25 protein-coding genes and 1 tRNA gene are annotated in these 24,964 nt (G+C 70.4%); 14 read left to right on the top strand and 12 right to left on the bottom strand.

Annotated features, from left to right (window positions below):
• Positions 1-27: 27 nt before the first annotated feature.
• Positions 28-1,509, bottom strand: coding sequence for a hypothetical protein (locus tag OP18_RS57230; RefSeq protein WP_052386853.1), 1,482 nt, complete (start codon positions 1,507-1,509; stop codon positions 28-30).
• 151 nt (positions 1,510-1,660) lie between these two features.
• Here OP18_RS57230 and OP18_RS17030 point away from each other — a divergent pair, with 151 nt between their 5' ends.
• Positions 1,661-2,503, top strand: coding sequence for a PASTA domain-containing protein (locus tag OP18_RS17030; RefSeq protein WP_033359891.1), 843 nt, complete (start codon positions 1,661-1,663; stop codon positions 2,501-2,503).
• A 1-nt stretch (position 2,504) separates the two neighbouring features.
• Here OP18_RS17030 and OP18_RS52615 read toward each other — a convergent pair whose 3' ends face one another.
• The 4 genes from OP18_RS52615 to OP18_RS17010 all read right to left on the bottom strand — a co-directional run bounded on the left by OP18_RS52615 (position 2,505) and on the right by OP18_RS17010 (position 5,466).
• Positions 2,505-3,608 (bottom strand): TolB-like translocation protein, encoded by a 1,104-nt coding sequence (locus OP18_RS52615; protein WP_052386852.1) that lies wholly within the window; start codon positions 3,606-3,608, stop codon positions 2,505-2,507.
• Positions 3,605-4,123 carry a SigE family RNA polymerase sigma factor gene (locus OP18_RS17020; protein WP_033359890.1) on the bottom strand — a complete coding sequence of 173 codons (519 nt, stop codon included), beginning with the start codon at positions 4,121-4,123 and terminating at the stop codon, positions 3,605-3,607. The genes OP18_RS52615 and OP18_RS17020 overlap by 4 nt, the downstream gene beginning before the upstream one ends.
• A 21-nt stretch (positions 4,124-4,144) precedes the next feature.
• Positions 4,145-5,107: a TolB-like translocation protein gene (locus tag OP18_RS17015; protein WP_033359889.1), complete on the bottom strand. Its 963-nt coding sequence runs from the start codon at positions 5,105-5,107 to the stop codon at positions 4,145-4,147.
• 98 nt (positions 5,108-5,205) lie between these two features.
• The gene (locus tag OP18_RS17010; protein WP_033359888.1) at positions 5,206-5,466 is read right to left on the bottom strand and encodes a hypothetical protein; all 261 of its coding nucleotides are present in this window, start codon (positions 5,464-5,466) and stop codon (positions 5,206-5,208) included.
• 398 nt (positions 5,467-5,864) lie between these two features.
• Between OP18_RS17010 and OP18_RS17005 the strand changes: the two genes are divergently transcribed.
• The 5 genes from OP18_RS17005 to OP18_RS16985 all read left to right on the top strand — a co-directional run bounded on the left by OP18_RS17005 (position 5,865) and on the right by OP18_RS16985 (position 9,120).
• Positions 5,865-6,665, top strand: coding sequence for a helix-turn-helix domain-containing protein (locus tag OP18_RS17005; RefSeq protein WP_052386851.1), 801 nt, complete (start codon positions 5,865-5,867; stop codon positions 6,663-6,665).
• On the top strand, positions 6,665-6,892 hold the full coding sequence (locus OP18_RS17000) for a DUF397 domain-containing protein (RefSeq protein WP_033359886.1): 228 nt from the start codon (positions 6,665-6,667) through the stop codon (positions 6,890-6,892). Before OP18_RS17005 ends, OP18_RS17000 begins: the two co-directional genes overlap by 1 nt.
• 151 nt (positions 6,893-7,043) lie before the next feature.
• On the top strand, positions 7,044-7,595 hold the full coding sequence (locus tag OP18_RS16995; protein ID WP_033359885.1) for a hypothetical protein: 552 nt from the start codon (positions 7,044-7,046) through the stop codon (positions 7,593-7,595).
• Positions 7,596-7,731: 136 nt separating this feature from the next.
• Positions 7,732-8,700: an adenosine deaminase gene (gene add / locus OP18_RS16990; RefSeq protein WP_033359884.1), complete on the top strand. Its 969-nt coding sequence runs from the start codon at positions 7,732-7,734 to the stop codon at positions 8,698-8,700.
• Between the two features lie 123 nt (positions 8,701-8,823).
• On the top strand, positions 8,824-9,120 hold the full coding sequence (locus OP18_RS16985; RefSeq protein WP_156089570.1) for a hypothetical protein: 297 nt from the start codon (positions 8,824-8,826) through the stop codon (positions 9,118-9,120).
• A 154-nt stretch (positions 9,121-9,274) separates the two neighbouring features.
• Here the strand turns inward: OP18_RS16985 and OP18_RS16980 are convergent, their stop codons facing one another.
• The 3 genes from OP18_RS16980 to OP18_RS16970 form a co-directional block, all read right to left on the bottom strand.
• Positions 9,275-10,102 (bottom strand): WecB/TagA/CpsF family glycosyltransferase, encoded by an 828-nt coding sequence (locus tag OP18_RS16980; protein ID WP_389249670.1) that lies wholly within the window; start codon positions 10,100-10,102, stop codon positions 9,275-9,277.
• Entirely contained in the window at positions 10,084-11,157 is a 1,074-nt protein-coding gene (locus OP18_RS16975; protein WP_033359882.1) for an NAD-dependent epimerase/dehydratase family protein, read from the bottom strand. Before OP18_RS16975 ends, OP18_RS16980 begins: the two co-directional genes overlap by 19 nt.
• A 272-nt stretch (positions 11,158-11,429) precedes the next feature.
• Positions 11,430-11,515: transfer RNA gene (locus OP18_RS16970), tRNA-Leu, on the bottom strand.
• A gap of 160 nt (positions 11,516-11,675) precedes the next feature.
• Here OP18_RS16970 and OP18_RS16965 point away from each other — a divergent pair.
• The 7 genes from OP18_RS16965 to pknB all read left to right on the top strand — a co-directional run bounded on the left by OP18_RS16965 (position 11,676) and on the right by pknB (position 21,014).
• Complete coding sequence (locus OP18_RS16965) at positions 11,676-12,452, top strand: FHA domain-containing protein (protein ID WP_033359881.1); 777 nt, start codon at positions 11,676-11,678, stop codon at positions 12,450-12,452.
• An 89-nt stretch (positions 12,453-12,541) separates the two neighbouring features.
• Complete coding sequence (locus OP18_RS16960; protein WP_033359880.1) at positions 12,542-13,021, top strand: FHA domain-containing protein FhaB/FipA; 480 nt, start codon at positions 12,542-12,544, stop codon at positions 13,019-13,021.
• Positions 13,018-14,421 carry a PP2C family protein-serine/threonine phosphatase gene (locus OP18_RS16955; protein ID WP_033359879.1) on the top strand — a complete coding sequence of 468 codons (1,404 nt, stop codon included), beginning with the start codon at positions 13,018-13,020 and terminating at the stop codon, positions 14,419-14,421. Before OP18_RS16960 ends, OP18_RS16955 begins: the two co-directional genes overlap by 4 nt.
• Positions 14,422-14,463: 42 nt before the next feature.
• Positions 14,464-15,966 carry an FtsW/RodA/SpoVE family cell cycle protein gene (locus OP18_RS16950; protein ID WP_033359878.1) on the top strand — a complete coding sequence of 501 codons (1,503 nt, stop codon included), beginning with the start codon at positions 14,464-14,466 and terminating at the stop codon, positions 15,964-15,966.
• The gene (locus OP18_RS16945; protein WP_033359877.1) at positions 15,963-17,483 is read left to right on the top strand and encodes a peptidoglycan D,D-transpeptidase FtsI family protein; all 1,521 of its coding nucleotides are present in this window, start codon (positions 15,963-15,965) and stop codon (positions 17,481-17,483) included. The genes OP18_RS16950 and OP18_RS16945 overlap by 4 nt, the downstream gene beginning before the upstream one ends.
• Positions 17,484-17,496: 13 nt before the next feature.
• Entirely contained in the window at positions 17,497-19,224 is a 1,728-nt protein-coding gene (locus OP18_RS61855; protein ID WP_389250092.1) for a serine/threonine-protein kinase, read from the top strand.
• A 65-nt stretch (positions 19,225-19,289) separates the two neighbouring features.
• Complete coding sequence (gene pknB, locus OP18_RS16935) at positions 19,290-21,014, top strand: Stk1 family PASTA domain-containing Ser/Thr kinase (protein WP_033359876.1); 1,725 nt, start codon at positions 19,290-19,292, stop codon at positions 21,012-21,014.
• A gap of 510 nt (positions 21,015-21,524) precedes the next feature.
• Here the strand turns inward: pknB and OP18_RS16930 are convergent.
• Genes OP18_RS16930 through OP18_RS16910 form a run of 4 tightly spaced genes read right to left on the bottom strand, consistent with a single transcriptional unit; the run spans position 21,525 to position 24,423 of the window.
• Positions 21,525-22,169, bottom strand: a complete 645-nt coding sequence (locus OP18_RS16930; RefSeq protein ID WP_033359875.1) for an aminodeoxychorismate/anthranilate synthase component II — start codon at positions 22,167-22,169, stop codon at positions 21,525-21,527.
• Between the two features lie 9 nt (positions 22,170-22,178).
• On the bottom strand, positions 22,179-22,472 hold the full coding sequence (locus tag OP18_RS16925) for a hypothetical protein (RefSeq protein WP_033359874.1): 294 nt from the start codon (positions 22,470-22,472) through the stop codon (positions 22,179-22,181).
• Between the two features lie 4 nt (positions 22,473-22,476).
• Complete coding sequence (locus tag OP18_RS16920; RefSeq protein ID WP_245635408.1) at positions 22,477-23,610, bottom strand: class E sortase; 1,134 nt, start codon at positions 23,608-23,610, stop codon at positions 22,477-22,479.
• Between the two features lie 3 nt (positions 23,611-23,613).
• Positions 23,614-24,423 (bottom strand): DUF881 domain-containing protein, encoded by an 810-nt coding sequence (locus OP18_RS16910; RefSeq protein ID WP_033360002.1) that lies wholly within the window; start codon positions 24,421-24,423, stop codon positions 23,614-23,616.
• Between the two features lie 130 nt (positions 24,424-24,553).
• Here OP18_RS16910 and OP18_RS16905 point away from each other — a divergent pair, with 130 nt between their 5' ends.
• Positions 24,554-24,838: a cell division protein CrgA gene (locus OP18_RS16905; protein ID WP_033359872.1), complete on the top strand. Its 285-nt coding sequence runs from the start codon at positions 24,554-24,556 to the stop codon at positions 24,836-24,838.
• Positions 24,839-24,964 lie beyond the last annotated feature (126 nt).

The following is a 24,964-nucleotide window of genomic DNA, read 5'->3' as shown; positions in this document are numbered from 1 at the left end:
TGTGCGGATCCGCGCGCGGGCGGAGGGCTACTCGCCCGACCGGCCACGTCCCCGGCCGCGACCGCGGCCAGGAGCAGGCTTGGCCGGCTCGGTCGGCGTCTCCGTCGCGGTGTCCGTCGGCCACAGCGGCTCGACCGAGCCGCGGGCGGGCGACGACGACTTCGCGGGCTGGGGGTCGGACTCGTCGCTGACGGTGTCCTCGGCGTATGCGCGGTTCGCCGACTCGGACGCATACGTCCGGCCGGTGGACTCGCCGCCGTAGGCGCGGGCCGGCGCGTACGCGTCGGACTCCAGGTCCTTGGCCGAGTCCAGGTCGGCGCCCTTGCCGGCGGCGGCGCTCGCCTTCGCCACGCTCGCCTTGCCGCTGGACGTGGCCGCCTTGCCGGGCTTGCTCGTGGTGACGGGCGGCTTGCTGCCCGCGCCGATGGTGACCGGCTCGGCGGAGCGGTCGGATGCCGCGGCCCACGGGTCGTCGCCGTCGGGCTGCTCGCCCTTCTCGGCGCGGCGGCGGGCCTCGGCGGCGTCCGCGTCGGCCAGCGCCTGCGTCCAGTCGGCGATGTCGGAGGCGGCGCGCGCCTCCCGCTCCGCCGCGGCGGCCTTGCGGGCGGCCCGGGCCTGCGTGCGGGAGCCCCGGGGGCCGATCGCCGACACGATGACCGAGCCGGCCAGCCCGGCGAGCACCGCATACGGCGCGATGACGAACGCCGACAGCTGCTGGTCGCGCTCGTTCACGGCGGGGGCGGCCAGGAAGTACGCGAGGGCGACGAGCAGCGGGCCGGCCGCGCCGGAGACCGCCACGCCGACCCGGTTGTCCCCGCGCCGGCCGGCGGGCCATGCCGCGAGCGCCCCGATGACCAGGGCAATGGCGAGCATGAGCAGTGCGCCCGGCAGGTTGACCATGCCCCTGATCCAGGTCGCGTCGGTGAACTGCCACGTGCCGAGCTGGGCGGCGGTGGCGAGGTTGCCGTCGGCGCGGACCACGTCGATGACCGCGACGACCGCGAGGAGCCACAGCCACGCCGACGAGGCGATGACGTTGGCGGCGATCGCCCGCGCGGCGAGGGCGCCGACCGCGATGAGCAGCCCGACGATGATGCCCGCGATGGCATAGCCGCCGGCCGTGAAGTAGGGCGCGACGTTGTCGGGCCGGGGCGTGCGCGACGGCACGGCGACCAGCGGCACGATGATCAGGCTGCCGACCGCGGCGGACAGGGCGATCACGATCCGCCAGGCGGCGGTCAACGCGTGCGCCGCGGGCGTCGAGGCGTCACCCGCGACCGGGGTGTCGGCCGGGCTGAGCCGGTCGGCGCACAGCGCGCCGATGACCGTGGACGATGCCGCGAGCCACGCCACCCAGGCAAGACTGCTGACCCAGACGGTCGCGCTGTTGCCGGTCGGCTGCCAGGAGATGATGCCCAGGCCGTAGCCAAGACCGAGCTGCGCGGCACCCGCGCCCGCCGCGACACCGATCGCGGTGAATATTGAGGTTGCCCAGCTTCGTGCCGCCATGCCGCGCAGCGTACGCCCAGCGGTCCACCCGGGCGAGTCGATGTCCGAGGAACGTCAGGCAGTGTCCGCGACGGTCGCGGAGGGTGGACCTGAGGTGGGCAAACTGTCCACCGTCAAGCGACATGTCGGACAAGGTGATGAACTGGGAGCTATGCCTGACGAGCCGGACGACACCGCTCCGTTCGATCGACCGCCGTCCCAGGGAGGCGACCCCGACGCGACCAGGATCGGCCCGACCGGCCCCACCGACCCGGACGCGACCAGGATCCACCCGGCGGGCCCGATCGGCCCGGACGCGACCAGAATCGGCCCGGCCGACCCGGACGCGACGAGGATCGGCGGCGGCACCTCGCCCCTGCGCCCCGACGACAGCGGCGCGACGAGGATCGGCGGTCCGCTCGGCCACGACGAGCCGCCCCGGTGGTCCGCCCGCGCCAACGTCCCCCAACCGGGTGATCCCGTCCTTCGCCAGCCGGCGCCGGAGGAGTGGGTGGAGGAGGACCCGTACCAGGGCCGGTCGTGGTTCACCCCGGTGATCGTCGGCATCGTCGCACTGGTGCTGGTCGGCGCCCTGAGCTTCGGGCTGTATCTGATCTACCAGGCCACCGCCGACGGGGAGAACGCACCGTCGGGCCAGCTGCCGAGCGTGGAGGGGACCACCAGCGCCGCCGTACAGTCGCCGACGCCGCCACCGACGAGTGCGCCGCCGACCTCCGCCGAGCCCTCGCCCACGACCGCGGCGCCGCCGTCGAGCGTCACGATCCCGCCGCTGCGCGGCAACACCCTGGCCCAGGCGACGGTCAAGCTGCAGCAGCTCGGGCTCCAGGTGAAGGTCGTCCGCCGCGCCGACGGGTCCGTCGAGCCCGGCGAGGTCCTCGAGTCGGACCCCGGCCCGGGCGAGGTGGTCGACGCCGGCGAGACCGTCACGCTCTACGTGGCGACCGCGCCGACGGCGGCACCGACCAAGGCCTCGGTGTCGCCGTCGGCGGATTGATTCAGCGGTACCCCGCCAGCAACCAACCCTTCGCGACGGCCGGCTCGGTCACCGTGGTGCGGACCGACCGGTCGGCCGCCAGCAGGGTCAGCGTCGTGCCGCCCGGCCGGCTGGCGCGGACCAGGATCGTGCCGTCGGACCCGAAGAGGATCTGGGTGACGGCGCCGGTCACGGGCAGGGTGACGGCCTTGCCGGTGCTCGTGTCGATGATCGCGTCGGCGGTACGGTTCGGCCCGATGTCGCCGGCGTCCTGGCCGGGCAGGATGACGTCGACCGCGATCATCGAGCCGTCCGGCGACAGGCTGAACGGATCGCAGCTGCGGACGGTCGGCACCAGGCGGGCGTTGCCACCGTCGGCGTCGGCGACGCCGATCCGGCACTCGCCCGTGGCGTAGCCGAGCCGCTTGCCGTCACCCGACCAGAGGTAGTGGATGCCGCCGGGGTCGTGCGGCAGCGGAGTGAAGGCGCCGGTGGCGACGGTGAGGACGCCGTACCTGGGCCGGCTGTCCGCGGGTCCTCCGGCGACCAGGATCCGGTCCCCGGCCGGTGACCAGGCAGGCTCGTAGCCGACGCCCGCGAGGCCCGAGCCGAGGTGCCGCCGGTGCTTGCCGTCGCGGTCGGTGATCACCACGCGGTCGCCGTCGAGCGCGGCGATGGCGGTGCCGTCGGGCGACACCGTGGGAAAGTCCACCCCGGACGCGACCGGCACCAGGCGCCCGCCGTCGAGGCGGGCCAGGGTGGTCGTGCCGCTCGACCCCGCCGCCGGCTGGTAGTACAGCCAGCCGGGCAGGCCGGCGACCGAACCGGCGACCGGGGGAGAGGACGACGGCACCGACGGCGACGACGGTGGCGCCGACGACGGCAGGACCGGCGGCGACGGGGCCGCCGTGGCCGAGATCTCCGGGCCCGGTGACGGCCGGTCCGGGCCGTTCACACCCAGGGTCACGCCGACCGCGGCGACCACGGCGAGCGTGACCCCGCCGGCCGCCGCCATCGCGCGTCGCTGGCCGATGCGCCTGGAGCGCCGCAGCGAACGATCGAGCAGGTCGGCCGGCGCGACCTTGTCGGCGATCTCGGACAGGCCGGTGTGCAACGGGTCGCTCACCTCAGGCCTCCTTCCGCCCTGATGGTGCCGAGCTCCGGGACCAGTGCCCGGAGCCGTTCCAGTCCGCGCGCACCCTGGGTCTTGACCGTGCCGACCGAGACGCCGAGCAGCTCGGCGGTGGCCGCCTCGGTCTGGTCCTCGAAATAGCGTAGGACGACCACCGCCCGCTGCTTCGGGCTCAGCGAGCGCAGCGCCTGCTCCAGGACGACCCGCTGGCTGGAGGTCTCGGCGAGGTCGGTCCCGCCGGCGGTCTCCGGCAGGTCACCCGGCATCGACTCGGGTGCGCGCCGGCGGCGCCAGAAGCTGACCTGCGTGTGGTACATGACCTTGCGGGCGTACGCCTCCGCGTTGCCGCCCTCGTGCAGCCGCCTCCACGCCCGGTGCGTGCGGGCGAGGGCCTCCTGCACCAGGTCCTCGGCGAGGTGCTGGTCGCCGGTGAGCAGGTACGCCGAGCGCAGCAACGCGTGACTGCGGGCCCTGACGAACTCGACGTACTGCGCGTCGCTGCCGCTCACAACGAAGACCTTAGATTGCGGTCAGACGTAGCCGACGAGGATGGCCTTACCGGCGACCGCCGGCTCGGTGGTGCTGGCCACGACCGTGCCGCCCGCGCTGAGCAGCGTGAGCGTGACGGTGCCCCCGGTCGACGCCCGGACCAGGGCAGTGCTGTCGGGGCGGAAGAAGACCTGGGTGACGGTGCCGCTGACGGGGATGGCGATCGCCTTGCCGGTGCTCATGTCGATGATCGCGTCGGCGGTACGGTTCGGCCCGATGTCGCCGGCGTCCTGGCCGGGCAGGATGACGTCAACGGCCATCTTGGTGCCGTCGGGCGAGATGCTCAGCGGGTCGCAGCTCTTGACGCCGGGGACGAGGCGGGCCCCGCCGCCGTTCGCGTCGGCGATGCCGATCTCGCAGACCCCGGTCGCGTAGCCGAGGTGCTGGCCGTCGGCGGACCAGATGTAGTGGATGCCGTGCGGGTCGTGGGGCAGCGCAGCGAACGCGCCGGTGGCGACGGTGACGATGCCGGGCGTGACTTCGCCGCTGCCGGCGGTCTTGGCGACCAGCAGCCGGTCCCCGGCCGGCGACCAGGCGGGCTCATAGCCGACGTCGGCGAACCCGGTGCCCAGCTTGCGCCCATTGGCCCCGGTGCCGTCGGTCACCCACAGGTCCGTGCCGTCGACGAAGGCGATCCTGGCGCCGTCGGGCGAGACCATGGCGCTGTAGGTCCGCTCGGCCGCGATCAGGTCCACGAGCCGGCCGCCGTCCAGGCGCTGCAGGGCGTACTTCGGGTGCTCGCCGGTCGGTGACGCGTAGAAGAGCGTGCCGGGAAACCCGCCCGGCCTGCTCGCCGCGACGGGCGGGCTCTCGGACGGACCGGTCGACCCGGCCGGCACCGCGGCCGTCGTGCCGGGTGTCGTGAGGCTCTGGCCTGCGCCGCAGCCGGTGAGTGCGGCGAGCGTGGCGGCGACGCAGGCGGCCGTGACGATGTGGTTGCGCACGATCGGGCTCCTTCAGTGGGTGAGGTACCCCTGAAGACGCGAGCCCGGCGAAGCGTGGATGACGGCCCGTTCGGCCGGTGTTTGTATCAGCCGAACGGTCAGGCGGAGACCGGCACGCGGCCGGCGGCCGCCCGCTGGGAGCTCTTGACGACTCCCGGCTGCAGCCCTTGAAGCTGGACGAAGATCGATCGGCGCTCGACCGCGTCGCCGGTGGCGTTGAGCTGGTAACCGTCCAGCCAGGCCCAGCCGTCGTACGTCTGCCAGTCGTGCACCCGGATCACCCGGAACAGCATCGGCTGCACGAACTGCACACTCGCGGCCCTGGTCACGCGCAGCACGTCACCGGTCTTCGGTAACACAGTTCAGACTCCCGTCATCCGCCGGTGGGGGGAAGGTCGGTCACGGACATGCCGTAACCGCCGATCGGCTCGATCGTTTGTCGCTGCGTCCGCTTCTGGTGATCAGGTCGTCTCGTTGGCTCGAAGATGAACAGACCGTGACCGCCGCCACACACACAGATTGCCTGATGGTCGTGATCGATGCAACTTGCACGACGAAAATTCCACCGCACGCATGAGTGAAACGCCCCTCGGTGGCGAACCGCTCGGGTTGTGGTGAGAATGTCGTGCCGGAGCCGGGTTGCGCAGCTTCGTGATGTTGCGCTGATCTATACGTATCGGAATTACGTGGACCGGCGGAGGTGCGACGCGTGGCAAGTCGACGAGGCAGCCCGACGCTACGACGCAGGCAGCTCGGCATGGAATTGCGCCGCCTTCGGGAGGCGGCGCACGTGACCATTGATCACGTCGCGGAGCGGCTGGAATGCTCCGGCTCCAAGATCTCCCGGATCGAAACGGGGCAGACCGGTGTCACCCCGCGCGACGTGCGGGACATGCTGGACATTTACCACGTTGACCCGGAATACGCCGAGCAGCTGATGAAGATCGCCAGGGAGGCGCGCCAGAAGGGTTGGTGGCAGCTCTACGGTGACGTGCTCACCGGTGCGTATGTCGGCCTGGAGGCGGCCGCCGATCACATCCGCTCCTACGAGGCGCTCGTCGTGCCCGGTCTGCTCCAGACCGAGGAGTACGCGCAGGCCATGATCCATGCCGCCCGGCCCGACATCAGCGTCACGGAGGTCGAGAAACGCGTCCGTGTCCGTATGAGCCGCCAGTCGTTGGTCACTCAGGATGACCCGATCGATCTCTGGGTGGTGCTGGACGAGGCTGTGTTGCGCCGCCCGGTCGGCGGAAGGGCGGTCATGCGCCGCCAGCTCGAGCATCTGAGCCTGGCGGCCGGGTGGCCGAACGTGACTCTCCAGGTCCTGCCCTTCTCCGCCGGTGCGCATGCCGGGATGGACGGGACATTCACGATGTTGCTGTACGACGAGTCCGCGGGACAAAACTTCGTGTTCGCCTCGAACGCGGCCGGCGGTCTCTTTCTCGAGAAGGACGACGAGCTTCAGCGCTACGGATTCATCTTTGACTACTTGCGCGCCAACGCACTCCGTCCGGACGAGTCAGTGTCAATGATCGTGAAGCTGACAAAGGAGTTGTAGTGGAAATCGAGGCCAAGGGCTTCAGCGTGAATCTCGAGGGTGCGAACTGGCGCAAGAGCACCCGCAGCGGTCCGTACTCGGACAACTGCGTCGAGGTCGCGTTCGTCGGCGGGGCCGTGGCGCTGCGCGACTCGAAGGACAAGGCCGGGGCGGTTCTGCTGTTCACCCCGGAGGAGTGGCTGGCCTTCATCGGCGGCACCAAGGACGGAGAATTCGATCTCGCGTAAGTGACACGCCAGGTCTGAAATCGACCGGCCCGGCCCGTGACGGTGGTACCGCCGTTGCGGACCGGGCCGGTCATCGTTGTATCCGATGAGTGCTCAGGCGCTTTCCGACGACAGACCCGCACCCCCCCGAGTCAGATAAGGCTTGTATCCGATGAACAATGGCCCCGACAACTTCGGCAACGGATCGTCGAAGACCGACGACCGTTTCTCCGGGCAGCTCGGTAGCTACCGCCCGGGCGGGCGCCGGGACGTCATCGGCGACGGGCCGATCGACGACCTGTCGCCCCGCAACGGCACACCGCTGGACCGCCCGGGCTCGCCGCTGGACCGGCCGTCCTCACCGTTGGACCGCCCAGGCTCGCCGCTGGACCGGCCGTCCTCGCCGCTGGACCGCGCGTCGATGCCGCTGGACAACTCGCCCATCGCCGCGTCGCTGACGCCGCCGAAGCTGCCCGAGTCGTCGCTGGTGGCGGACCTCGGCCCGCTGACCGAGCCGATGTTCGGCCGCACCGGCGTGCTGCAGGACTCCTGGCTGGACGGCCCCAGCGGGTCGATGGCCGACCACCCGCTGCTGCGCGGGCTGCTGCTGGAGCTGCCGCCCAAGGGCACGATGCCGCAACAGGAGTGGCTGGACCGCTGGTTCGAGGCGGCCCGCTCGATCCTGGAGCTCATCTATTCGCAGGAAGCGCGCGGGCTGAAATAGTCCGCGAACGCGCACCAATTCGCCTGTCGACAGGTCGAATCCCATGGCGTAGAAACGCAGGGAGACTCGGCCTGGGGAGGTCGGACGGGCTCCGGTGCGCGCGAACGCGGCCGGAGCCCGTCGCTATTTTGAACGGATGAGCTTCCCCAAGATCGAGCTGCACGTGCACCTCGAGGGGGCGATCCCGCCCGCGACCCTGCTGGACATCGCCCGCCGAAACGACCTGCCGCTACCCGTCGACACCGTCGAAGGCGTGCAGGGGCTCTACGAGTTCACCGACTTCAAGAAGTTCGTCGAGGTCTGGATCCTCACCACGAACTGCCTGCGCACCGCGGCCGACTTCCGGCAGATCGTGGTCGACTACGCCGGTGTGGCCGCGTCGCACGGGGCCGTGTATCTGGAGGCGATCTTCTCCCCCGGTGAACGCGCGCAGCGCGGTGTCGCCTGGGAGGACCTGTACGAGGGCTACACCGACGGCATCGTCGAGGCGCAGGAGCGGCACGGGCTCACGGTCCGGCTGACCCCGGACCTCTACCGCGGCATGCCGGCGGACCTGGCCGAGGAGGTCGCGCGGTGGAGCGTGCGCTACGCCGACCGGGGCATCGTCGGCCTCGGCCTGGGCGGCAACGAGCAGGCCGGCCCCGCGGCGACCTATGCCAAGGCGTTCGAGATCGCCCGCGACGGCGGACTGGCCCTCGTGCCGCACGCCGGCGAGTCGGCCGGCGCCGAGTCGATCCGCGAGATCCTGACCTTCGGACCGGACCGGCTGCGCCACGGCATCCGTGCCGTCGAGGATGCCGCTGTACTGGCGGAGATCGTCGATCGTGGGCTGGTCCTGGACGTGTGCCCGACCTCGAACGTACGGACCCGGTCGGTGCCGTCCCTGGCCGAGCACCCGCTTCCCGCCCTGCTGGCGGCGGGTGTGCCGTGCACGGTCAACACCGACGACCCGGCGATGTTCAACACGGATCTGGCTCAAGAGCACCGGGTGGCTGCCGATCTCGGTCTTGGTGCGAGGGCGGCCTACCGGGCCGGCGTCGCGGGCGCCGCCTGCGACGAGACCACCCGCGCAGTACTGGCCAGCAAGATCAGTGATATCGGCTGAATGTCCGATTAGCGGGTCTACGTTCGGCCGAGGTCGGTGTCGCAAAGTTGATGGTCGATCTTGAAATGTCCGCTTAGCTTTGGGCGGGTTCGCTGATGGTGCGGGGAGGCAAGGGTGAGTGACGTGTCTGATCTGATGTTCGCAATGATGAGTGGCGGCGGCCTCCTGGCCCTCAGCATCGGCGCTTTCGGCGTGCTCGACGCCTACAACAAAAGGGGCGTCGGCGAGAAGCGCGTCGACTGGCTGATCGCGCTGTACGCGTTCGGCGTCGTCATGAACATCGTCGCCTACGTGATGCTGGACCGCTGGTACATCGCTGCGCCGCTGGCCCTCATGCTGGTGCCGGCCGAGCGCGCGCTGGAGAAGCGGGGCACCTTCAAGCGTCGCGCCGTCAAGGTCGACGCGATCACCGGTCGCTGACCTCATACGACTTACAGCCGGCTCCCCGGAAGGGGGGCCGGCTGTCGGTGTACACCAGGGGGCGGGCCGTCCTCAGGACAGACGTCGCCGGTGGGTCGTGCCCGGTAGCGGTGGGCGTCGCTTCCGCCCTGCGGATATCGCCGGGCGTCGCCGCTCAGACGGCGAACGTCGTCAGCTGCTCGGTCGCGGGTGGCGGCGGGGTCGCCCGCCACAGGCGTGCCTTCTGGGCGCCGAGCCGGGCCAGATACGCCGGGTTGAGCAGGATGTAGCGCCGCCAGAGCCGCTTGGGCTCCAGGCCGAGCCGCCAGAGCCACTCCAGGGCGTACTTCTGCATCCACGCGGGCGGGTTCTTCAACCCGCCGGCGTGATAGTCGAACGCCGCGCCCACCGCCAGCATCGGCGCGTCCACGAGGTGGCGCATGCCGTACACGAAGATCTCCTGGCGGGGGCAGCCGAGGCCGACCATGACCACGCGCGCCCCGGAGTCCCGGATCCGCGCGGCGATCTCCTCCGGCTCACCGGGCTGCGCCGGGCGGAACTTCGACGCCTCCATGCCGGCGATCTTCAGCGCCGGGAACCGCTCGTGCAGCTTGCTCACCAGCAGCTCCAGCGTCTGCTGGGTGGAGCCGTACAGGTAGACCGGCAGCCCCTGCTCGGCGCTGGCCCGCAGGACCCGCAGCGTGAGCTCCGGGCCGTAGACGCGGTCGGCGAGGCGGGCCCGGTGCAGCAGGTTGAGCGCCCAGCGCACCGGCTGGCCGTCGGGGGTGACCAGGTCGAACGCGTTGAGCCGGGCACCGTGCGCCCGGTCCTGCACGCCGGTCATGACGCCGTGCACGGCGAGCGCGGTCACCGCGAGCGACCGGCCCTCCCGGGCGGCGCTCATGACCTTGTCGACGGCGCTGTCGTAGTCGACGGCGCTGACCTGCACGCCGAGGACGTTCTGCTTGCCCTGGTCGATCACGGTCAGGCTTCCGGGGTCCACTTGTCGACGTTGGCCTCGTAGATCTCCTGACAGATCATGGGCACGTCGTAGACCTGTTTCCAGTCCGGGTAGTCCAGCTGGAAGCGCTCGTTGGACCCGATCCACCACTGGTGGTCGCCGACCCGGTTGGCCTCGTGATACTCGGTGACCATCTCGTTGCCGGTGATCTGCTGCGCCAGCGAGAACACCTCCAGGTGCGAGGTGTTGGAGTGCCGGCCGCCGCCCAGGTTGTAGACCGCCGCCGAGCGGGGGTTGCGGAAGAAGGCCTCGAACGCGGCGACCACGTCGTGCGAGTGGATCGCGTCGCGCACCATCTTGCCCTTGTACCCGAAGATCTTGTACGTCCGGCGCTCCATCGCGCACCGCATCACGTACCCGAGGAAGCCGTGCAGCTCGGTGGCCGAGTGCGCCGGCCCGGTCAGCGTCCCGCCCCGGAAGCAGGCGGTCTTCATGTCGAAGTAGCGCCCGTACTCCTGGACCATGACGTCCGCGGCGACCTTGGAGGCCCCGAACACCGAGTGGAGGCACGCGTCGATCGACATGTCCTCCTTGATGCCGTTCTCGTACGGGTGACCCGCCTCGATCTCCCACCGGGTCTCCTGCTCGACCAGCGGCAGGCTGTTGGGCCGGTCGCCGTAGACCTTGTTGGTCGAGCAGTGGATGAACGGCGCCTCGATGCAGTGCTCCCGCACGTTCTGCAGCATGTTGAGCGTGCCGCCCGCGTTCACGTCGAAGTCGGTGAACGGGTCCCGCACCGCCCAGTCATGGCTCGGCTGCGCCGCCGTGTGCACGACCAGCGCCACGTCCTTGCCATACCGCCTGAAGATGGCCGCCAGCGCGTCCCGGTCGCGGATGTCCACGTCGTGGTGCGTGTAGGCGTCCCCGAGGTCACTCGCGAGCCTGACCACATTCCACGCGGTCGACGCCTCAGCCCCGAAGAACTGCTTCCGCATGTCGTTGTCGATGCCCACGACCTCCAGCCCCAACGAGGCGAAGTGCCGAACGGCCTCAGACCCGATCAACCCGGCCGAACCGGTGACGATGACGACGCTCACGAGAAGAACTCCTTGCGGCTCCAGCAGGTCCGGCCGAGCATACCCTCAACCCACAGTCACCTTCCCGACCGCAGCAAGCGGACAGACCGGCGCTGGACAACATGATTGGGGCCGGGGGCGCAGCCCCGAGATGAGCGAGGCGAAGCCGAAGCTGACGCGGGGGTGTGGGTGGCCGCAGGCCCCCACTGGGGAGCGAGGCGAAGCCTTGCGCGGGTGATGCCGCCACATCAACGGCGAACGCTCCCTGCAGCGTGAGCAGGGAGCGTCCAATGTGGTGGGGAAGGGGGGAGTTGAACCCCCACGCCCTTTCGGGCACACGGACCTGAACCGTGCGCGTCTGCCATTCCGCCACTTCCCCTTTGACGATGAGCGGGCTCATCGTCTGGCAGTGCCCAGCGTAGCGTGTCCAAACTCGGCGGAATCACCGGGTAGGTACTACGCTGCCCTGGGCGCCACGGAAGAGTAGCACGGGCTGACCGGTCAGGTTGCAACCGGGCGTGCGACGTCCGGATACCATCATGACCTCGGAACCCGAGGAGGAACCGGTGAGTGTGCTGCAGCGCTTCGAGAAGCGCCTAGAGGGCCTGGTCGAGGGGGCCTTCGCAAAGGTCTTCAAGGGGGTCGTCCACCCCGTGGAGATCCTCAACGCCATGCAACGGGAGGCGGAAGCCCACAAGGCGATCTTGGCTGGCGGGCGCACGCTCGTGCCGAATCGCTACGTGATCGACCTTTCGCCCTATGACCACAGTCGGCTGGCGCCGTATGCCGCCGCGCTCGCCCAGGAGCTCGCCCAGTCGCAGGCGGAGTTCATCGGCGAGCAGGGGTGGACCGTCTACGGCGACGTGATTGTCGAGATCGAGCGGGGTGACGGCCTCGACACGGGCATGTTCCGGGTCACCGCCGAGGTCTACACCGGCGGTGAGGTGGCTCCGCAGGCCGCGCCCGACCCGTACGGCGGCTACAACCAGGGTGGTGGCTATGGGCCGGGTGCCGGTGGCCCCGGTGGGCCCGCCCGCAACGTACGACTGGTGTCCGGCGACGGGCGAAGCTACCCTCTGTCGATCGGCTCGACCGTGATCGGCCGGGGCGACCAGGCCAACATGCGCCTGCCAGATGTCGGCATCTCGCGGCGTCACGCGCGACTCGACTTTGACGGTGCGCAGGTGGTGCTCACCGATCTCGGCTCGACGAACGGCACGATGGTCAACGGTCAACGCGTCTCCGCGGTCGCGCTGAATCCCGGTGACATGATCCAGCTCGGCACGACCACGCTCACCTACCGCGTGGATGGCTGAAGTCCCTGCACCACGTGGTCGACGTTAGGCGGATCTGGATGAGTGCACCTGCTCGACCGGGCCTTCAGCAGGCCCCTGATAGGTCGTAGATGGAATTTGTCATTACGGTCGCCCGCTACGGGTTGCTCGTGCTGCTGTGGATCTTCGTGTTCACGGTCGTGGGAGTGATCCGGCGGGACCTGTTTGCGGGCTCCCGGTCGAGCCGGATCGTCGCCGCACCCCGGGGGGTTGGTGCGGCGACGGCTCCTGGCCGTCCTGCGAAGGTGAAGCGCGGCAAGACCGCCCACCAGCTGTTCGTCACCGCCGGTTCGCTGGCGGGCACCCGGATCACGCTCGGCGAGGCGCCGATCACGATCGGCCGGGCCGAAGACTCGACGCTGGTGATCACCGACGACTACGCCTCGGCGAAGCATGCCCGCCTCGTGCCCCGCGCCGGCCAGTGGTATCTCGAGGACCTCGGCTCCACCAACGGCACCTACCTGGACAAGACCAAGGTCGGCGCCCCTACCCCCGTCCCCCTCGGCGTGCCGATTCGCATCGGCCGCACTTCTCTCGAGTTACGGCCATGACCCTCACCTTGCGCTATGCGGCCCGCAGTGACCGCGGTCTGATTCGGAGTGGCAACCAGGACTCCGTCTACGCCGGACCGCGGCTGCTCGCCGTGGCCGACGGCATGGGCGGCATGGCCGCCGGTGACGTCGCCAGCAACATCGTCATCGCCACCATGGCGCCGCTCGACGAAGACGTGCCCGGTAACGCCATGATCGACACGCTTCGCAGCGCCGTCGACCTGGCGAACCAGCAGATCCGGGACGCTGTCGAGGAAAACCCGGCCATGGAGGGCATGGGCACCACCCTCACCGCCATGCTGTTCTCCGGCAGCAAGATGGGCATGGTCCATATCGGCGACTCCCGCGCGTACATCGTGCGCGACGGTGAGTTCGCCCAGGTGACCAAGGACGACACCTACGTCCAGATGCTCGTCGACGAGGGCCGGATCAGCCTGGAGGAGGCCAACAGCCATCCCCAGCGCTCCCTGCTCACGCGCGCCCTCGACGGCCGCGACGCCGACCCCGAGTATTCGGTGCGCCAGGTCAAGACGGGCGACCGCTATCTGCTCTGCAGCGACGGGCTCTCCGGCGTCGTCAGCGCCGAGACGATCGAGTCGACGCTGCGGGAGTACGTCGACCCCAACCAGTGCGCCGGCCGGCTCATCGAGCTCGCGCTGCGCGGTGGCGGACCCGACAACATCACCGTGATCGTGGCCGACGTCACCGACGAGGACATCGTCGAGGAGCGGCCGATCGTCGGCGGTGCGGCCGCCCAGGACCGGGGCATGGCCACGTCCGCCGACCAGTCGATGTCCTCGGCCCGGGGTGCCGCGCTCGCCGCGCCGCGCCCGCCGGTGCCGGAGCCCGACGAGGAGGCCCGGGCGCGCGCCGCGGCGAGCGCCCGCGACGAGGCCGGCCGGCCCAAGCGGCACCCCGTGCGCACCGTCCTGCTGCTCGTGGTGCTGCTCGGTGTGCTCGGTGGCGGTCTCTGGTACGGCTGGAGCGTCACCCAGTCCCGCTACTACGTGGGCGCGACCGACGACGGTACCGTTGCCATCTTCAAGGGCGTTCCGGGCAAGATCGCCTGGATCGAGCTGTCCGAGGTCTACGAGTCGAGCGAGCTCAAGCTCGACGACCTGACCCCGGCCGCGCAGAGCACCGTCCGGCAGGGCATCCAGGTGGACAGCCTCGACCAGGCCAAGGACAAGCTCGCGGCGCTGACCGACCCCGACAACCCGTCACGGAAGCAGGCGTGCCCGACCGGCGAGCCGACGCCCGACACGAGCCTGAGCGCGACCAGCGCCGCGGCGCCCGGCGCGACGCTCAACGGCTCCGCCGCGCCGACGTCGGCGCCGGCGAGCAGCGAGGCGCCGCCGACCATGACCTCCGAGACCCCCACCCCGAACGCCAGCTGCTGATCTGACGATGACCCTGACCGCGAGGCCAAGAGGAATTCTGCTGTGACCGCAACAGCCATCCCTTCCCCGTCACCCATCGACCCGGGTGACGGGGCTGGCGCGCCGCGGCCGCGCACCCGACGCAACGTCGAGTTGGGGCTGCTGCTGTTCGTCGCCGCCATCCTGCTCGTCTACGCGGCGGTCGTCGAGGGCAACGCGATCGGCGAGGTCACGCCCGACTTCTGGGTGCAGATCGCGATCCTCGCGGTCATCTTCGCGGTCGCGCACGTCGCGATCCGCTTCCTGGCGCCGTACGCCGATCCGGTGATCCTGCCGGCGGTCGCCCTGATCAACGGCATGGGTGTGGCGTTCCTGCGGCGGCTGGACCTGGCCCGTACCAAAGCACCACTGCGCGCCGACCTGAGCGTCTTCGGCGGCGACGGCTTCCGGCAGCTCGGCTGGACCGCGGCGGCCATCGTCGGCGCGATCATCCTGATGCTGATCGTGCGCGATCACCGGTCGCTGTCGCGGTACGCGTACACGCTGGGCCTCGCCGGCATCGTGCTGGTGCTGATCCCGGCGGTTCTGCCGGCGCGGTTCTCCTCGATCAACGGCGCCAAGCTGTGGATCAAGTTCCCCGGCTTCTCGATCCAGCCGGGTGAGTTCGCCAAGATCTGCCTGCTCGTCTTCTTCGCCTACTACCTGGTGCGCAAGCGCGAGGTGCTGTCGATGGCGAGCAAGCGGTTCCTCGGCGTCGACTTCCCGCGCGGCCGCGACCTCGGCCCGGTCGTGCTGGTCTGGCTGCTGTCGCTGATGGTCCTCGTCTTCGAGAAGGACCTCGGCACCTCGCTCATGTACTTCGGCATGTTCGTCGTGACGCTGTACATCGCCACGGTGCGGGTCAGCTGGCTGATCATCGGTCTGGGCTTCTTCCTCGGCGGTGCGTTCCTCGCGTACTTCCTCGGCAAGACCGTCGGCGGCCCGTTCCTGAACTTCTCCGAGCGCGCGACCACCTGGCTCGACCCGTTCGCCGACGCGGACAACAAGGGCTACCAGCTGGTCCAGTCGCTGCTCGGGCTCGGCACCGGCGGCCTGACCGGGGCCGGACCGGGCGCCGGTCAGCCGACCAAGGTCCCCGAGGTCCGCACCGACTTCATCTTCTCCGGGCTGGGCGAGGAGATCGGGCTCTTCGGCCTGACCGCCCTGCTGGTGATCTACCTGCTGCTGGTCGAGCGGGGCCTGCGGGCCGCGATCAACGTGCGGGACTCCTTCGGCAAGCTGTTCGCCGGCGGCCTCGCGTTCACGCTGGGGTTGCAGGTGTTCGTCATCGTGGGTGGCATCAGCCAGCTCATCCCGCTGACCGGGCAGACCACGCCGTTCCTTTCGGCGGGTGGCTCGTCGCTGGTGGCCAACTGGCTGCTGATCGGCCTGCTGCTGCGCATCTCCGACGCGTCGCGGCGCCCGGCCGGCGGTGCGCCGTCGATCGGGCTCGGCGGGGTGTCCACCGGTGGTGGAGGCGGCGCGCCGGTCCAGATCCAAGAGCTTCCCACGGAGGTCGTGCGATGAACGCCCCACTGCGCCGGGTCGGTGTCGTGGTGCTGGTGCTGTTCGCGATGCTGTTCGTCAACCTGAACTACCGCCAGGTGGTCAAGGCCGACGACTACCGGACCAACTCGCACAACGGGCGGGTCCAGGCGAGTGAGTACGAGCGTGCCCGCGGCAAGATCATCAACGCCCAGGGCATCGCGCTCGCCGACGCGCAGGAGACCGGCGACACGCTGAAGTTCCTCCGCACGTACCCGCTGAAGGACAAGTACGCGCACGTAGTCGGCTTCAAGCCGGTCAACCTCGGCGCGACCGCCCTGGAGAAGCTCAACAACGACTTCCTGATCGGCACCTCCGACAAGCAGGCCGCCGACCGGATCGCCGGGCTGTTCACGGGCAAGGAGGTCGCGGGCGGCAACGTGCTGCTGACCCTGTCGCAGGCCACCCAGGAGGCGGCGTACACCCAGCTGGGCAACAACAAGCTGAAGGTGAAGAGCGGCGCGGTCGTCGCCCTCAATCCGGAGACCGGCGCCGTGCTCGCCGAGGTGTCGCTGCCCAGCTACGACCCCAACCTGCTGAGCACCCACGACATCAACGCGGCCAGCGCCAACTACAAGAAACTCGACAGTGACCCGGCCAAGCCGATGCTCAACCGCGCGGTGCAGGAGATCTACCCGCCCGGTTCGACCTTCAAGGTCATCACCTCCGCGGCGGCCATGTCCGCGGACTCGTCGCTGACGCCCGACACGACCGTGCAGGGCGGCGAGTTCTACCAGCCGCCGCAGACCTCCTCGTTCCGCATCAAGAACGCCCACGAGGGCATCTGCCCCGAGCAGATCACCCTCAAGCAGGCCCTCACCGTCTCGTGCAACACCGTCTTCGCCCGGATGGGCGTGGAGCGGATCGGTGCCGAGAAGCTCAAGTCGATGGCGCAGGCGTTCGGCTTCGAGACCGAGCCGCGCTTCATCGAGGACCAGGACAAGAACTACTGCAACGTCGCGGCGAGCCACACCGGCCCGATGACCGCCGGCGCCAACAATGTCGTCGACCCGCCGGCCGTTGCTCAGTCGAGCATCGGACAGCGGGAAGTGAAGATGTCTCCGCTGCAAGGCGCCATGATTGCGGCGACGGTGGCCAACGGCGGGCGCGAGATGCAGCCCTACATTGTCGACCGTCTGCAGAACGCCGACCTGTCCAACGCCGACCGAACCGACCCGAAGGAGCTGCGCCGCCCGATCAGTGGCGACGTGGCCGCCAACCTGCAGCAGATGATGTTCAGCGTCGTCACCTCCCGTGACGGCACGGGCCGCAGCGCTGCCGTCTCGGGTTTGCAGGTGGGTGGTAAGACCGGAACGGCGGAGGACGGTGACGAGGCCGGGGACCACGGCTGGTTCATCGGCTTCGCAATGAAGGACGGTAAGCCGATCGTTTCGGTCGCGGTCTTCCTCGAGAACGCTGGCAAGGGCGGCAGCGCGGAGGCGGCTCGCATTGCCGGCCTGGTCATGAAGGCATACGCGGACGAAAAGGGCATCAAATAATGAGGTGCGCGACATGTTGAGCGCCGGCACCACGTTGGGTGGGCGCTACCGCCTGGACGAGCGCATCGCCGGCGGTGGGATGGGTGACGTGTGGCGGGGCACCGACGAGGTGCTCGGACGCACGGTCGCGATCAAGGTGCTGCTGCCCGCACTGCTGGAGGAGCCCGGCTTCGCCGAGCGCTTCCGCGGCGAGGCGCGCACGATGGCCACCATCAACCACCCCGGCGTGGTGGACATCTACGACTACGGCAGCGAGAACGGCACCGCCTTCCTGATCATGGAGTACGTGGAGGGCGACGCGCTCTCCCGCACCCTGTCCCGGGTCGGCCGGCTCACCCCCGCGCGAGCGATGGCGCTGGTCGCCCAGGCCGCCGACGCGCTGCACGCCGCGCACGAGAAGGGCATCGTCCACCGCGACGTGAAGCCCGGCAACCTGCTCGTGCGCCCCAACGGCACGCTCGTCCTCACCGACTTCGGCATCGCCCGGTCGGCCGCTGTGGCACAGCTCACGGCCGCCGGTTCGGTGCTCGGCACCGCCTCGTACATCTCGCCGGAGCAGGCCTCCGGCGCGCAGGCCACCCCGCTGTCCGACGTCTACGCCCTCGGCGTGGTCGCCTACCAGTGCCTATCCGGCCAGCGGCCGTTCGAGGGCGACAACCCGCTGCAGATCGCGATGCGGCACGTGCGGGACACGCCGCCGCCGCTGCCCGCCGACATCCCGCCGCCGATCGCGCAGCTCGTCGAGCGCGCGATGGCCAAGGACCCGTCGGCGCGCTGGCCCAGCGCCGCCGCGCTCGCCCAGGCCGCCCGCCGGGTGTCCGGCGCCGCCGGCGGTGGCACCAGCGCGGGCCCGGGCATCCCGATGGCGGCGCCGCTCGGCCCGCCCGGATCCCCGGTCGGCCCGCCCGGCTCGCCCGTGGCGTACACGCCGGTCTCCGGTCCGCCGGTCTCCGGTGGCCCGATGTCCGGTGCGCTGGGCTCGCCGATCTCCGGTGGCGCGCCCGTGTCCCCGGCGGCCGGCGCGAGCGGCACGCGGATCATGCCCGGTGCCGCGGTCCCGCCGCCCCCTGGCGTCGCCGCGGCCTCGGCCGGGCACGCCGCGCGCGGCGCGGCAGGGGTACCGCCGCCGCCGAGCAACGAGACCGCCTACTTCGCCGGTGATACCGGTGGTTACCAGGCCCCGGGCAACTACCAGCCGCCCACGCCGAACAACAACCGCTCGGGCGGCAACCGCAACATGATGGTCGCGCTCGGTGCGGCCGCCGCGGTGCTGCTGGTGCTCTGCGGCGTCGGCGGCATCTGGTACGCCACCAAGGGCGACGACAAGCAGACTCCTGGCGCCGGCGGCCAGACGACGGCGGCGGCGACGCAGGCACCGACCAGCACGAAGCCGACCGGCAAGATCGTCAAGGTCCCGTGCGAGTGGGCCGGCGCGCCGAAGCTACGGGCCTCGGTGGTGTCGCAGCTGAAGAAGGCCAAGCTCAACGTCAAGCAGACCCCGCGGGACGACAAGAAGCCGATTCCCGGCCAGGTCCTCGAGGTGCAGCCGTGCGGCGACGTGCCCGAGGGCAGCGACGTGACGCTCTTCTACCAGGAGAGCGCACGCGGCGGCGGCCCGACCGCGGAGCCGAGCGAAGAGACTGAGTCGCCGGCCCCCGGCAACTCGTCGCAGCCGGCCGGCAACGCCAAGCCGTCGTGCACGCCTCCCGCGGTCCCCGTCGGGAACCAGTGCGTGGGCTAGATCGGAATGGGTTCTCGTCGCAAGACGTGGCAAGGTAAGAGTCGATGACCGAAGGACGACACGACATGACCGCCCAGCCTCGCCTCCTCGGCGGCCGATACCAGGTCGGGGAGCTGCTTGGCTATGGCGGCATGGCCGAGGTCCATCGGGGCCGTGACCTGCGCCTGGGCCGCGACGTAGCGATCAAGACCCTGCGCACCGACCTGGCCCGCGACGCGACCTTCCAGCTGAGATTCCGCAGGGAGGCGCAGAACGCCGCCTCGCTCAACCACCCCGCGATCGTCGCCGTGTATGACACGGGCGAGGAGCGGGGCCCGGCGGGCGAGGAGCTTCCCTACATCGTCATGGAGTTCGTCAACGGCCGCACCCTCAAAGAGGTGCTCGCGGCCGAGGGACGGCTCATGCCCCGGCGGGCGTTGGAGATCACCGCCGACATCTGCGCGGCGCTGGAGTTCAGCCACCGGCACGGCATCATCCACCGGGACATCAAGCCCGGCAACGTGATGCTCACCCAGACCGGCCAGGTCAAGGTGATGGACTTCGGCATCGCGCGGGCGCTGGCCAGCGGCGCCACCACGATGACCCAGACCTCCGCGGTCATCGGCACCGCGCAGTATCTGTCGCCCGAGCAGGCCCGCGGCGAGCCCGTCGACGCCCGCAGCGACGTGTATGCGTCCGGCTGCGTGCTCTTCGAGCTGCTCTGTGGCCATCCGCCGTTCGTCGGGGACAACCCGGTGTCGGTGGCCTATCAGCACGTACGGGAAGATCCGCGGCCACCGAGCAGCAGCAACCGCGACGTGACGCCCGAGATCGACGCGGTCGTGCTGAAGGCCCTGGCGAAGAACCCGCTCAACCGCTACCAGAGCGCCGGTGAGATGCGCGCCGACGTAATGCGGGCGGCGGCCGGCCGGCCGGTCTCGGCGCCGCCGGTCATGACCGAGGACGAGATGGCGAGCGTGATGGCGGCGCAGACCGCCTACCGCCCGCCGCCGGCCTCGCGCCAGCCGGCCCGCGCCGCGCAGCGGCAGAAGCGCAAGAACTCCACCGGCATCGTCGTGGCGCTCACGGTGCTGAGCCTGCTCGCGGTCGCGGCGCTGTCGATCGGGCTCTATCTGGCCAACCAGGACCCGATGGTGCAGGTGCCCGACCTCGTCGGCAAGAGCCAGGACGAGGCCCGCGCGGCGCTGCGTCAGTCGAAGCTGGAGGGCGACCCGCGCACGGGGCCCGGTGAGAACTGCAAGGCCGGCACGGTCATCTCGCAGAACCCGCCGAAGGGCAACGAGGTCAAGCAGGGCACCCAGGTCGACTACAACATCTGCGGCGAGCCCACGCTGATCCCGATCCCGACGCTGGCCCGCCAGCAGGCCGAGGCGGCCAAGCAGCAGCTGGCCAACCTGGGTCTCAAGGCCAACATCGTGGCGAAGGACGGCGCGGCCCCCAAGGACGAGGTCCTGGAGTCCGACCCGCCGGCCGGCACGCCGGTGAAGCCGAATTCGACCGTGACGCTGTACGTGTCGAAGAACAACCAGGCGATCATGCCGGACCTGTCGAACAAGACCCTGGTCCAGGCGCAGGCGGCGCTGGAGGCGGCGGGCTTCACGTCCGCGCCGAAGACGAGCGAGACGCAGGTGACCGACCCGTCCAAGGAAGGCCTGGTCGTCTACCAGTCGCAGCCGGCCGGCAGGGCGCTCATGAAGACCGATGTCATCACGCTGCGGATCGGCGTCCTGGCGGGCGGCAACCCGTCGAACTCACCGAAGCCGAGCGTCACCGCCTCGCCCAACAATTAGTCCGGATTCACCTGATTCTCCACCGATCACAGTGCGTACCCTGTGGATAACAGGCCAGTTATCCACAGGGTTGTGCACAGGCGTGGTGGTCTTGGGTGTGAGGAGCGCCGCATTTTCGCCCTCAATCTGACCCAGCGGCCCGAGCTTCCCCGCACACCGCGCACAGGCTGAGGAGCGCGAGCCGGCGATGTGGATGGCGGCTGACCGCCGGCGCCGGTCTCATCGACGCACCCGGCCTGAGGGTGGGCGCCCGGCCTGACGGTCAGCGCCCGGCTGAGGGGCAGCGCCCGGCTGAGGGGCAGCGTCCGGCTGAGGGGCCAGCGTTCTCGGGGCCACCCCGGCGAGGGCGGCGTCCAGGCTGGTCCCGGTGGCAGCGGGCCTTCCGGGGCTGCCGCCGACGTCCCGTCTCCCGCTGTTGAACGGTCGGTGCCACACCGGGCCGAGCCCGAGCGCAAGGGAAGCCGGGGCGCGACCGCCGACCCGTGTGAGCGGAACGGTCGCGACGGCCGGTCAGGCGAACGCCGCGACTCTGCGGGCCTCCACCTCGGCGACGAGGTCGGGTGCCCGGTCCAGCGCTCCCGGCAGGCCGCAGACCGCCAGCCAGTTGGCCAGCATGAGGTGACCGCCCTGGGTCAGCACCGACTCGGGGTGGAACTGGACGCCCTCGATCGGGAGGCTGCGGTGGCGCATGGCCATGATCACGCCGGACTCGGTGCGGCCCGTGACCTCGATCTCAGGTGGCAGCGTGGACTCGACCACGGCGAGCGAGTGGTACCGGGTCGCGATGAAGGGGTCCGGCAGGCCGTGCAGCACGCCCTGGCCGGTGTGGGTGACCAGCGACGTCTTGCCGTGCAGCAGTTCGGGGGCGCGGGTCACGGTGGCCCCGAAGGCGGCGCCGAACGCCTGGTGACCGAGGCACACGCCGAAGATGGGCAGTTCACCGGCGTACCGCTCGATGACGGCCATGCAGATACCGGCGCGTTCCGGGGTGCCGGGGCCGGGGGAGAGCAGGATGCCGGCGGGGTTGGCGGCGCCGACCTCGTCGACGGTGATCTCGTCGTTGCGGCGCACGTCGCAGTCGACGCCGAGCTGGCCCAGGTACTGCACCAGGTTGAAGACGAACGAGTCGTAGTTGTCGATGACAAGGACGCGCAATCGGCTCACCTAGCTCGGTAGGACCAGCGGGGCGGACGGGGTCTTCGTGGGCACCCTGGACGGCACGGACGTCGCCCCGGTCGACGGCGCCGTCGACGGGGCGGTGCTGGGCGGCTGCTCCAACTGCCCACCGGCGGGGTCGTCCGTCTCGACCTGCACGTCGTCGAACGGCAGGATCGGCTCGACCGCCGGAAAGACCTTGTACCACAGCAGCGCCGCGAACGCACCGATCAGCAGCGCGGAGACCAGGGACTTGAGCTGCCACTGCTTGAACGGGATGTGCCGCCAGATCCATCCGTACACGCGGCTATCCCTTCAGCTCGGCGGGGTCGCCCTGGGCGACCGGCTGCGTCCGGTCCAGCTCGGCGTGCACGACCAGTCGTTGGTAGTTGTTGAACTTCGGGTTGCACGTGGTCATGGTCAGCAGTGCCTTGGTCGGCGCTACCCCGGGCTTGTTCGGCACCGGCGCGACGACCTGCACCGCCGTCGGCAGCACGATCTCGTGGCCGATCACGCGGTAGACGTACCAGGTGTCGGCGGTCTTGATGACCACGGGATCGCCGGCCTTGAGCTGGTCGAGGTCCCACCAGATGGCCGGCGTGCGGTGCCCGGCCATGGAGAAGTTGCCGATCTGGCCCGGCAACGCCGTGTCCGGGTAGTGCCCGGGCGCGTAGCGGATGTCGGCGGCCGTGACGCCCTGCACCACGGCCCACTTCTTCTTCAGCTTCGGGATGTGCACCGACGCGATCACCGCGCCGTTGGCAGGCTTGGCGACGGGCGTGGGCGGCCCGGACGGCGCCACGGTGGGGTCGGCGCCCGGCTGGGCCCACTGCTGCTCCAGCTGCCGGTTGAGCTCGTCCTGGTGCGCCTCGACGATCGCCGACTTGCCCCAGACCTCGTAGCCGGCGAAGAGCAGCACGATGAGGCCGAACGTGATGAGCAGCTCGCCGGTGCCCCGGCTGACCGCCCGCACGACCGTGCCGAACGTGGTCCTCGTGTATTCGGAGTACACGCTGCGATAACCCTCCTGAGTGCGGACCGGCCGCAACGGCACGACCTTGACACCCTTCGGGATGTCAGGATCCTGGGTCGCGTCCGGTTCATCCTCAGGAGTGGCTTTCGGAGTGGTTTCCGGCGTGGCGGGAAGCTTCGGCAGCACGGTGGTGGCGTCGGCCTGCTCCGTGAACCGGGGGATGTAGGCGGTGGCGTCCGCCGCTGCCGGCACGACCGCTGCCGGCGCGACCGCCGGCGGCGCGACCGCCGGCGGCATGACCGGCGGCGGCATGACCGGCGGCGGCGCGACCGCCGGCGGCACGACCGCCGGCGGCGCGACCGGCACGGGCTCCGCGGGCGGATGGTCGTCGCGGATCCGCGGGATCATCCTGGTGGCGATGTCGTCCTGGTCCAGCGCGCGGTGGCGGGGGCGGTGCTGATCGCTCATGCGTCAGGACCCGGTCGTCGCCGCTTGCAGCGCGGTGGAGCCGTCATAGGCCTTCGCCTGCACGTCTGCCTCCATCCGGACCTGGTAGCCCAGGCCGAAATTGTCCGCGGCGTCCCTGAACAGGGCAACCCCCTCCGACTCGTCGAGCGAGCGCTGAAGGCGCGCCTGGTCGCCGATGGCGGCGATCTCGAACGGGGGTGAATACACCTGGCCGTCGAGCAGCAGCGTGTTGCCGACGCAGCGTACCGCGCTGGTGGTGATCACCCGGACGCCCATGAGCGTCATCGCCTCGGCGCCGCCCGCCCACAGGGCGTTGACCACGGCCTGCACGTCCTGCTGGTGCACGACCAGGTCGTCCGGGCGGGCGCCGGCCGGGCGGCCGCCGTCGGGCCGCCGGGGTGCGTCGTTGAGCACGACCACGACCCCGGGGCCGTGCACCGCGGTCAGCCCGGCCGCGGCCAGCTGGCGCTCGCCGCGGCGGCGCTGCTCGTCGACCGCGCTGTCCGCGCCCGCCTGACCCTGCTGCTGCGCCTCGATCTCGGCGCGCAGTCGGGCGGCGCCCGCGCGGGACGTGGCAATTTCGTGTTTTCTTTCAGCGATCAGATTGGTCAGCTCGGGCCGGCGGTCGTCGCGCAGGTCGGTGCCGTGCGCGGTCGCGGCCGTCAGCGAGAAGAGCAACCCGGCCGCTCCGAACACCACCGGCGTCGCCACTGACCAGCCGAAACGTCGATCCCGGCGGTGGCGCGGCAGCATAGCGCGACCGAGCCTGCGCAGGGCGCGAGCCCACGAGGAGTCGCCTGATGTGTACTCCACCACGACCCCTCCCCGCACGCGCGTGCCGACTTGACTACGCTAGACGTAGAACATTATTCAGGCCGACGCTGGCGGAGGTGGCGGCGTCACGTGGATAGTGTTGGCCAGACGACCCCTCCAGGAGAGCGCCGTGCCGAAGTCGACAGTTCGTAAGAAGAAGGTGTACACGCCGCCGGCGGAGTTGCGCCCACAGGAGACGGCCGCCGCCAAGCGCCGTCCAAGCCCGGTCTGGGTGCCGATCCTGGCGGTGAGCCTCATCGTGATCGGCATCGGGTGGTTGGTCGCCTACTACCTGACGCAGGGCTTCTTCGACGTGGATGCGTTCTCCGCCGTGGCCAAGCTGCAGTACTGGAACCTGGCCATCGGCTTCGGGTTCCTCGTCGCGTCGCTCGGCGTCCTGTCCAAGTGGCGCTGAGCTAGCCCCTGCTCCACGGCCTGGGCCCCTTCGGCACACCAACGTGTCGAGGGGGCTTCTTGGCGCTCCCGAACGGCACCGCACCGCTAATCTGTCACAACTTGTGCCGTCGCCCGTGACCGTTGC

It is taken from the genome of Dactylosporangium aurantiacum (assembly GCF_000716715.1).
GTDB classification, from domain to species: domain Bacteria; phylum Actinomycetota; class Actinomycetes; order Mycobacteriales; family Micromonosporaceae; genus Dactylosporangium; species Dactylosporangium aurantiacum.
Note: the sequence above shows the minus strand (reverse complement) of the source record. Positions and strands in the feature narration are given on the sequence as shown.

Excerpts from the sequence above, each read along its gene's own strand:
- OP18_RS57230 (WP_052386853.1), bottom strand. The coding sequence starts at position 1,509 with ATGGCGGCACGAAGCTGGGCAACCTCAATATTCACCGCGATCGGTGTC.
- OP18_RS17030 (WP_033359891.1), top strand. The coding sequence starts at position 1,661 with ATGCCTGACGAGCCGGACGACACCGCTCCGTTCGATCGACCGCCGTCC.
- OP18_RS17005 (WP_052386851.1), top strand. The coding sequence starts at position 5,865 with ATGGAATTGCGCCGCCTTCGGGAGGCGGCGCACGTGACCATTGATCAC.
- OP18_RS16995 (WP_033359885.1), top strand. The coding sequence starts at position 7,044 with ATGAACAATGGCCCCGACAACTTCGGCAACGGATCGTCGAAGACCGAC.
- add (WP_033359884.1), top strand. The coding sequence starts at position 7,732 with ATGAGCTTCCCCAAGATCGAGCTGCACGTGCACCTCGAGGGGGCGATC.
- OP18_RS16965 (WP_033359881.1), top strand. The coding sequence starts at position 11,676 with ATGACCTCGGAACCCGAGGAGGAACCGGTGAGTGTGCTGCAGCGCTTC.
- OP18_RS16960 (WP_033359880.1), top strand. The coding sequence starts at position 12,542 with ATGGAATTTGTCATTACGGTCGCCCGCTACGGGTTGCTCGTGCTGCTG.
- OP18_RS16955 (WP_033359879.1), top strand. The coding sequence starts at position 13,018 with ATGACCCTCACCTTGCGCTATGCGGCCCGCAGTGACCGCGGTCTGATT.
- OP18_RS16945 (WP_033359877.1), top strand. The coding sequence starts at position 15,963 with ATGAACGCCCCACTGCGCCGGGTCGGTGTCGTGGTGCTGGTGCTGTTC.
- OP18_RS61855 (WP_389250092.1), top strand. The coding sequence starts at position 17,497 with ATGTTGAGCGCCGGCACCACGTTGGGTGGGCGCTACCGCCTGGACGAG.
- pknB (WP_033359876.1), top strand. The coding sequence starts at position 19,290 with ATGACCGCCCAGCCTCGCCTCCTCGGCGGCCGATACCAGGTCGGGGAG.
- OP18_RS16920 (WP_245635408.1), bottom strand. The coding sequence starts at position 23,610 with ATGAGCGATCAGCACCGCCCCCGCCACCGCGCGCTGGACCAGGACGAC.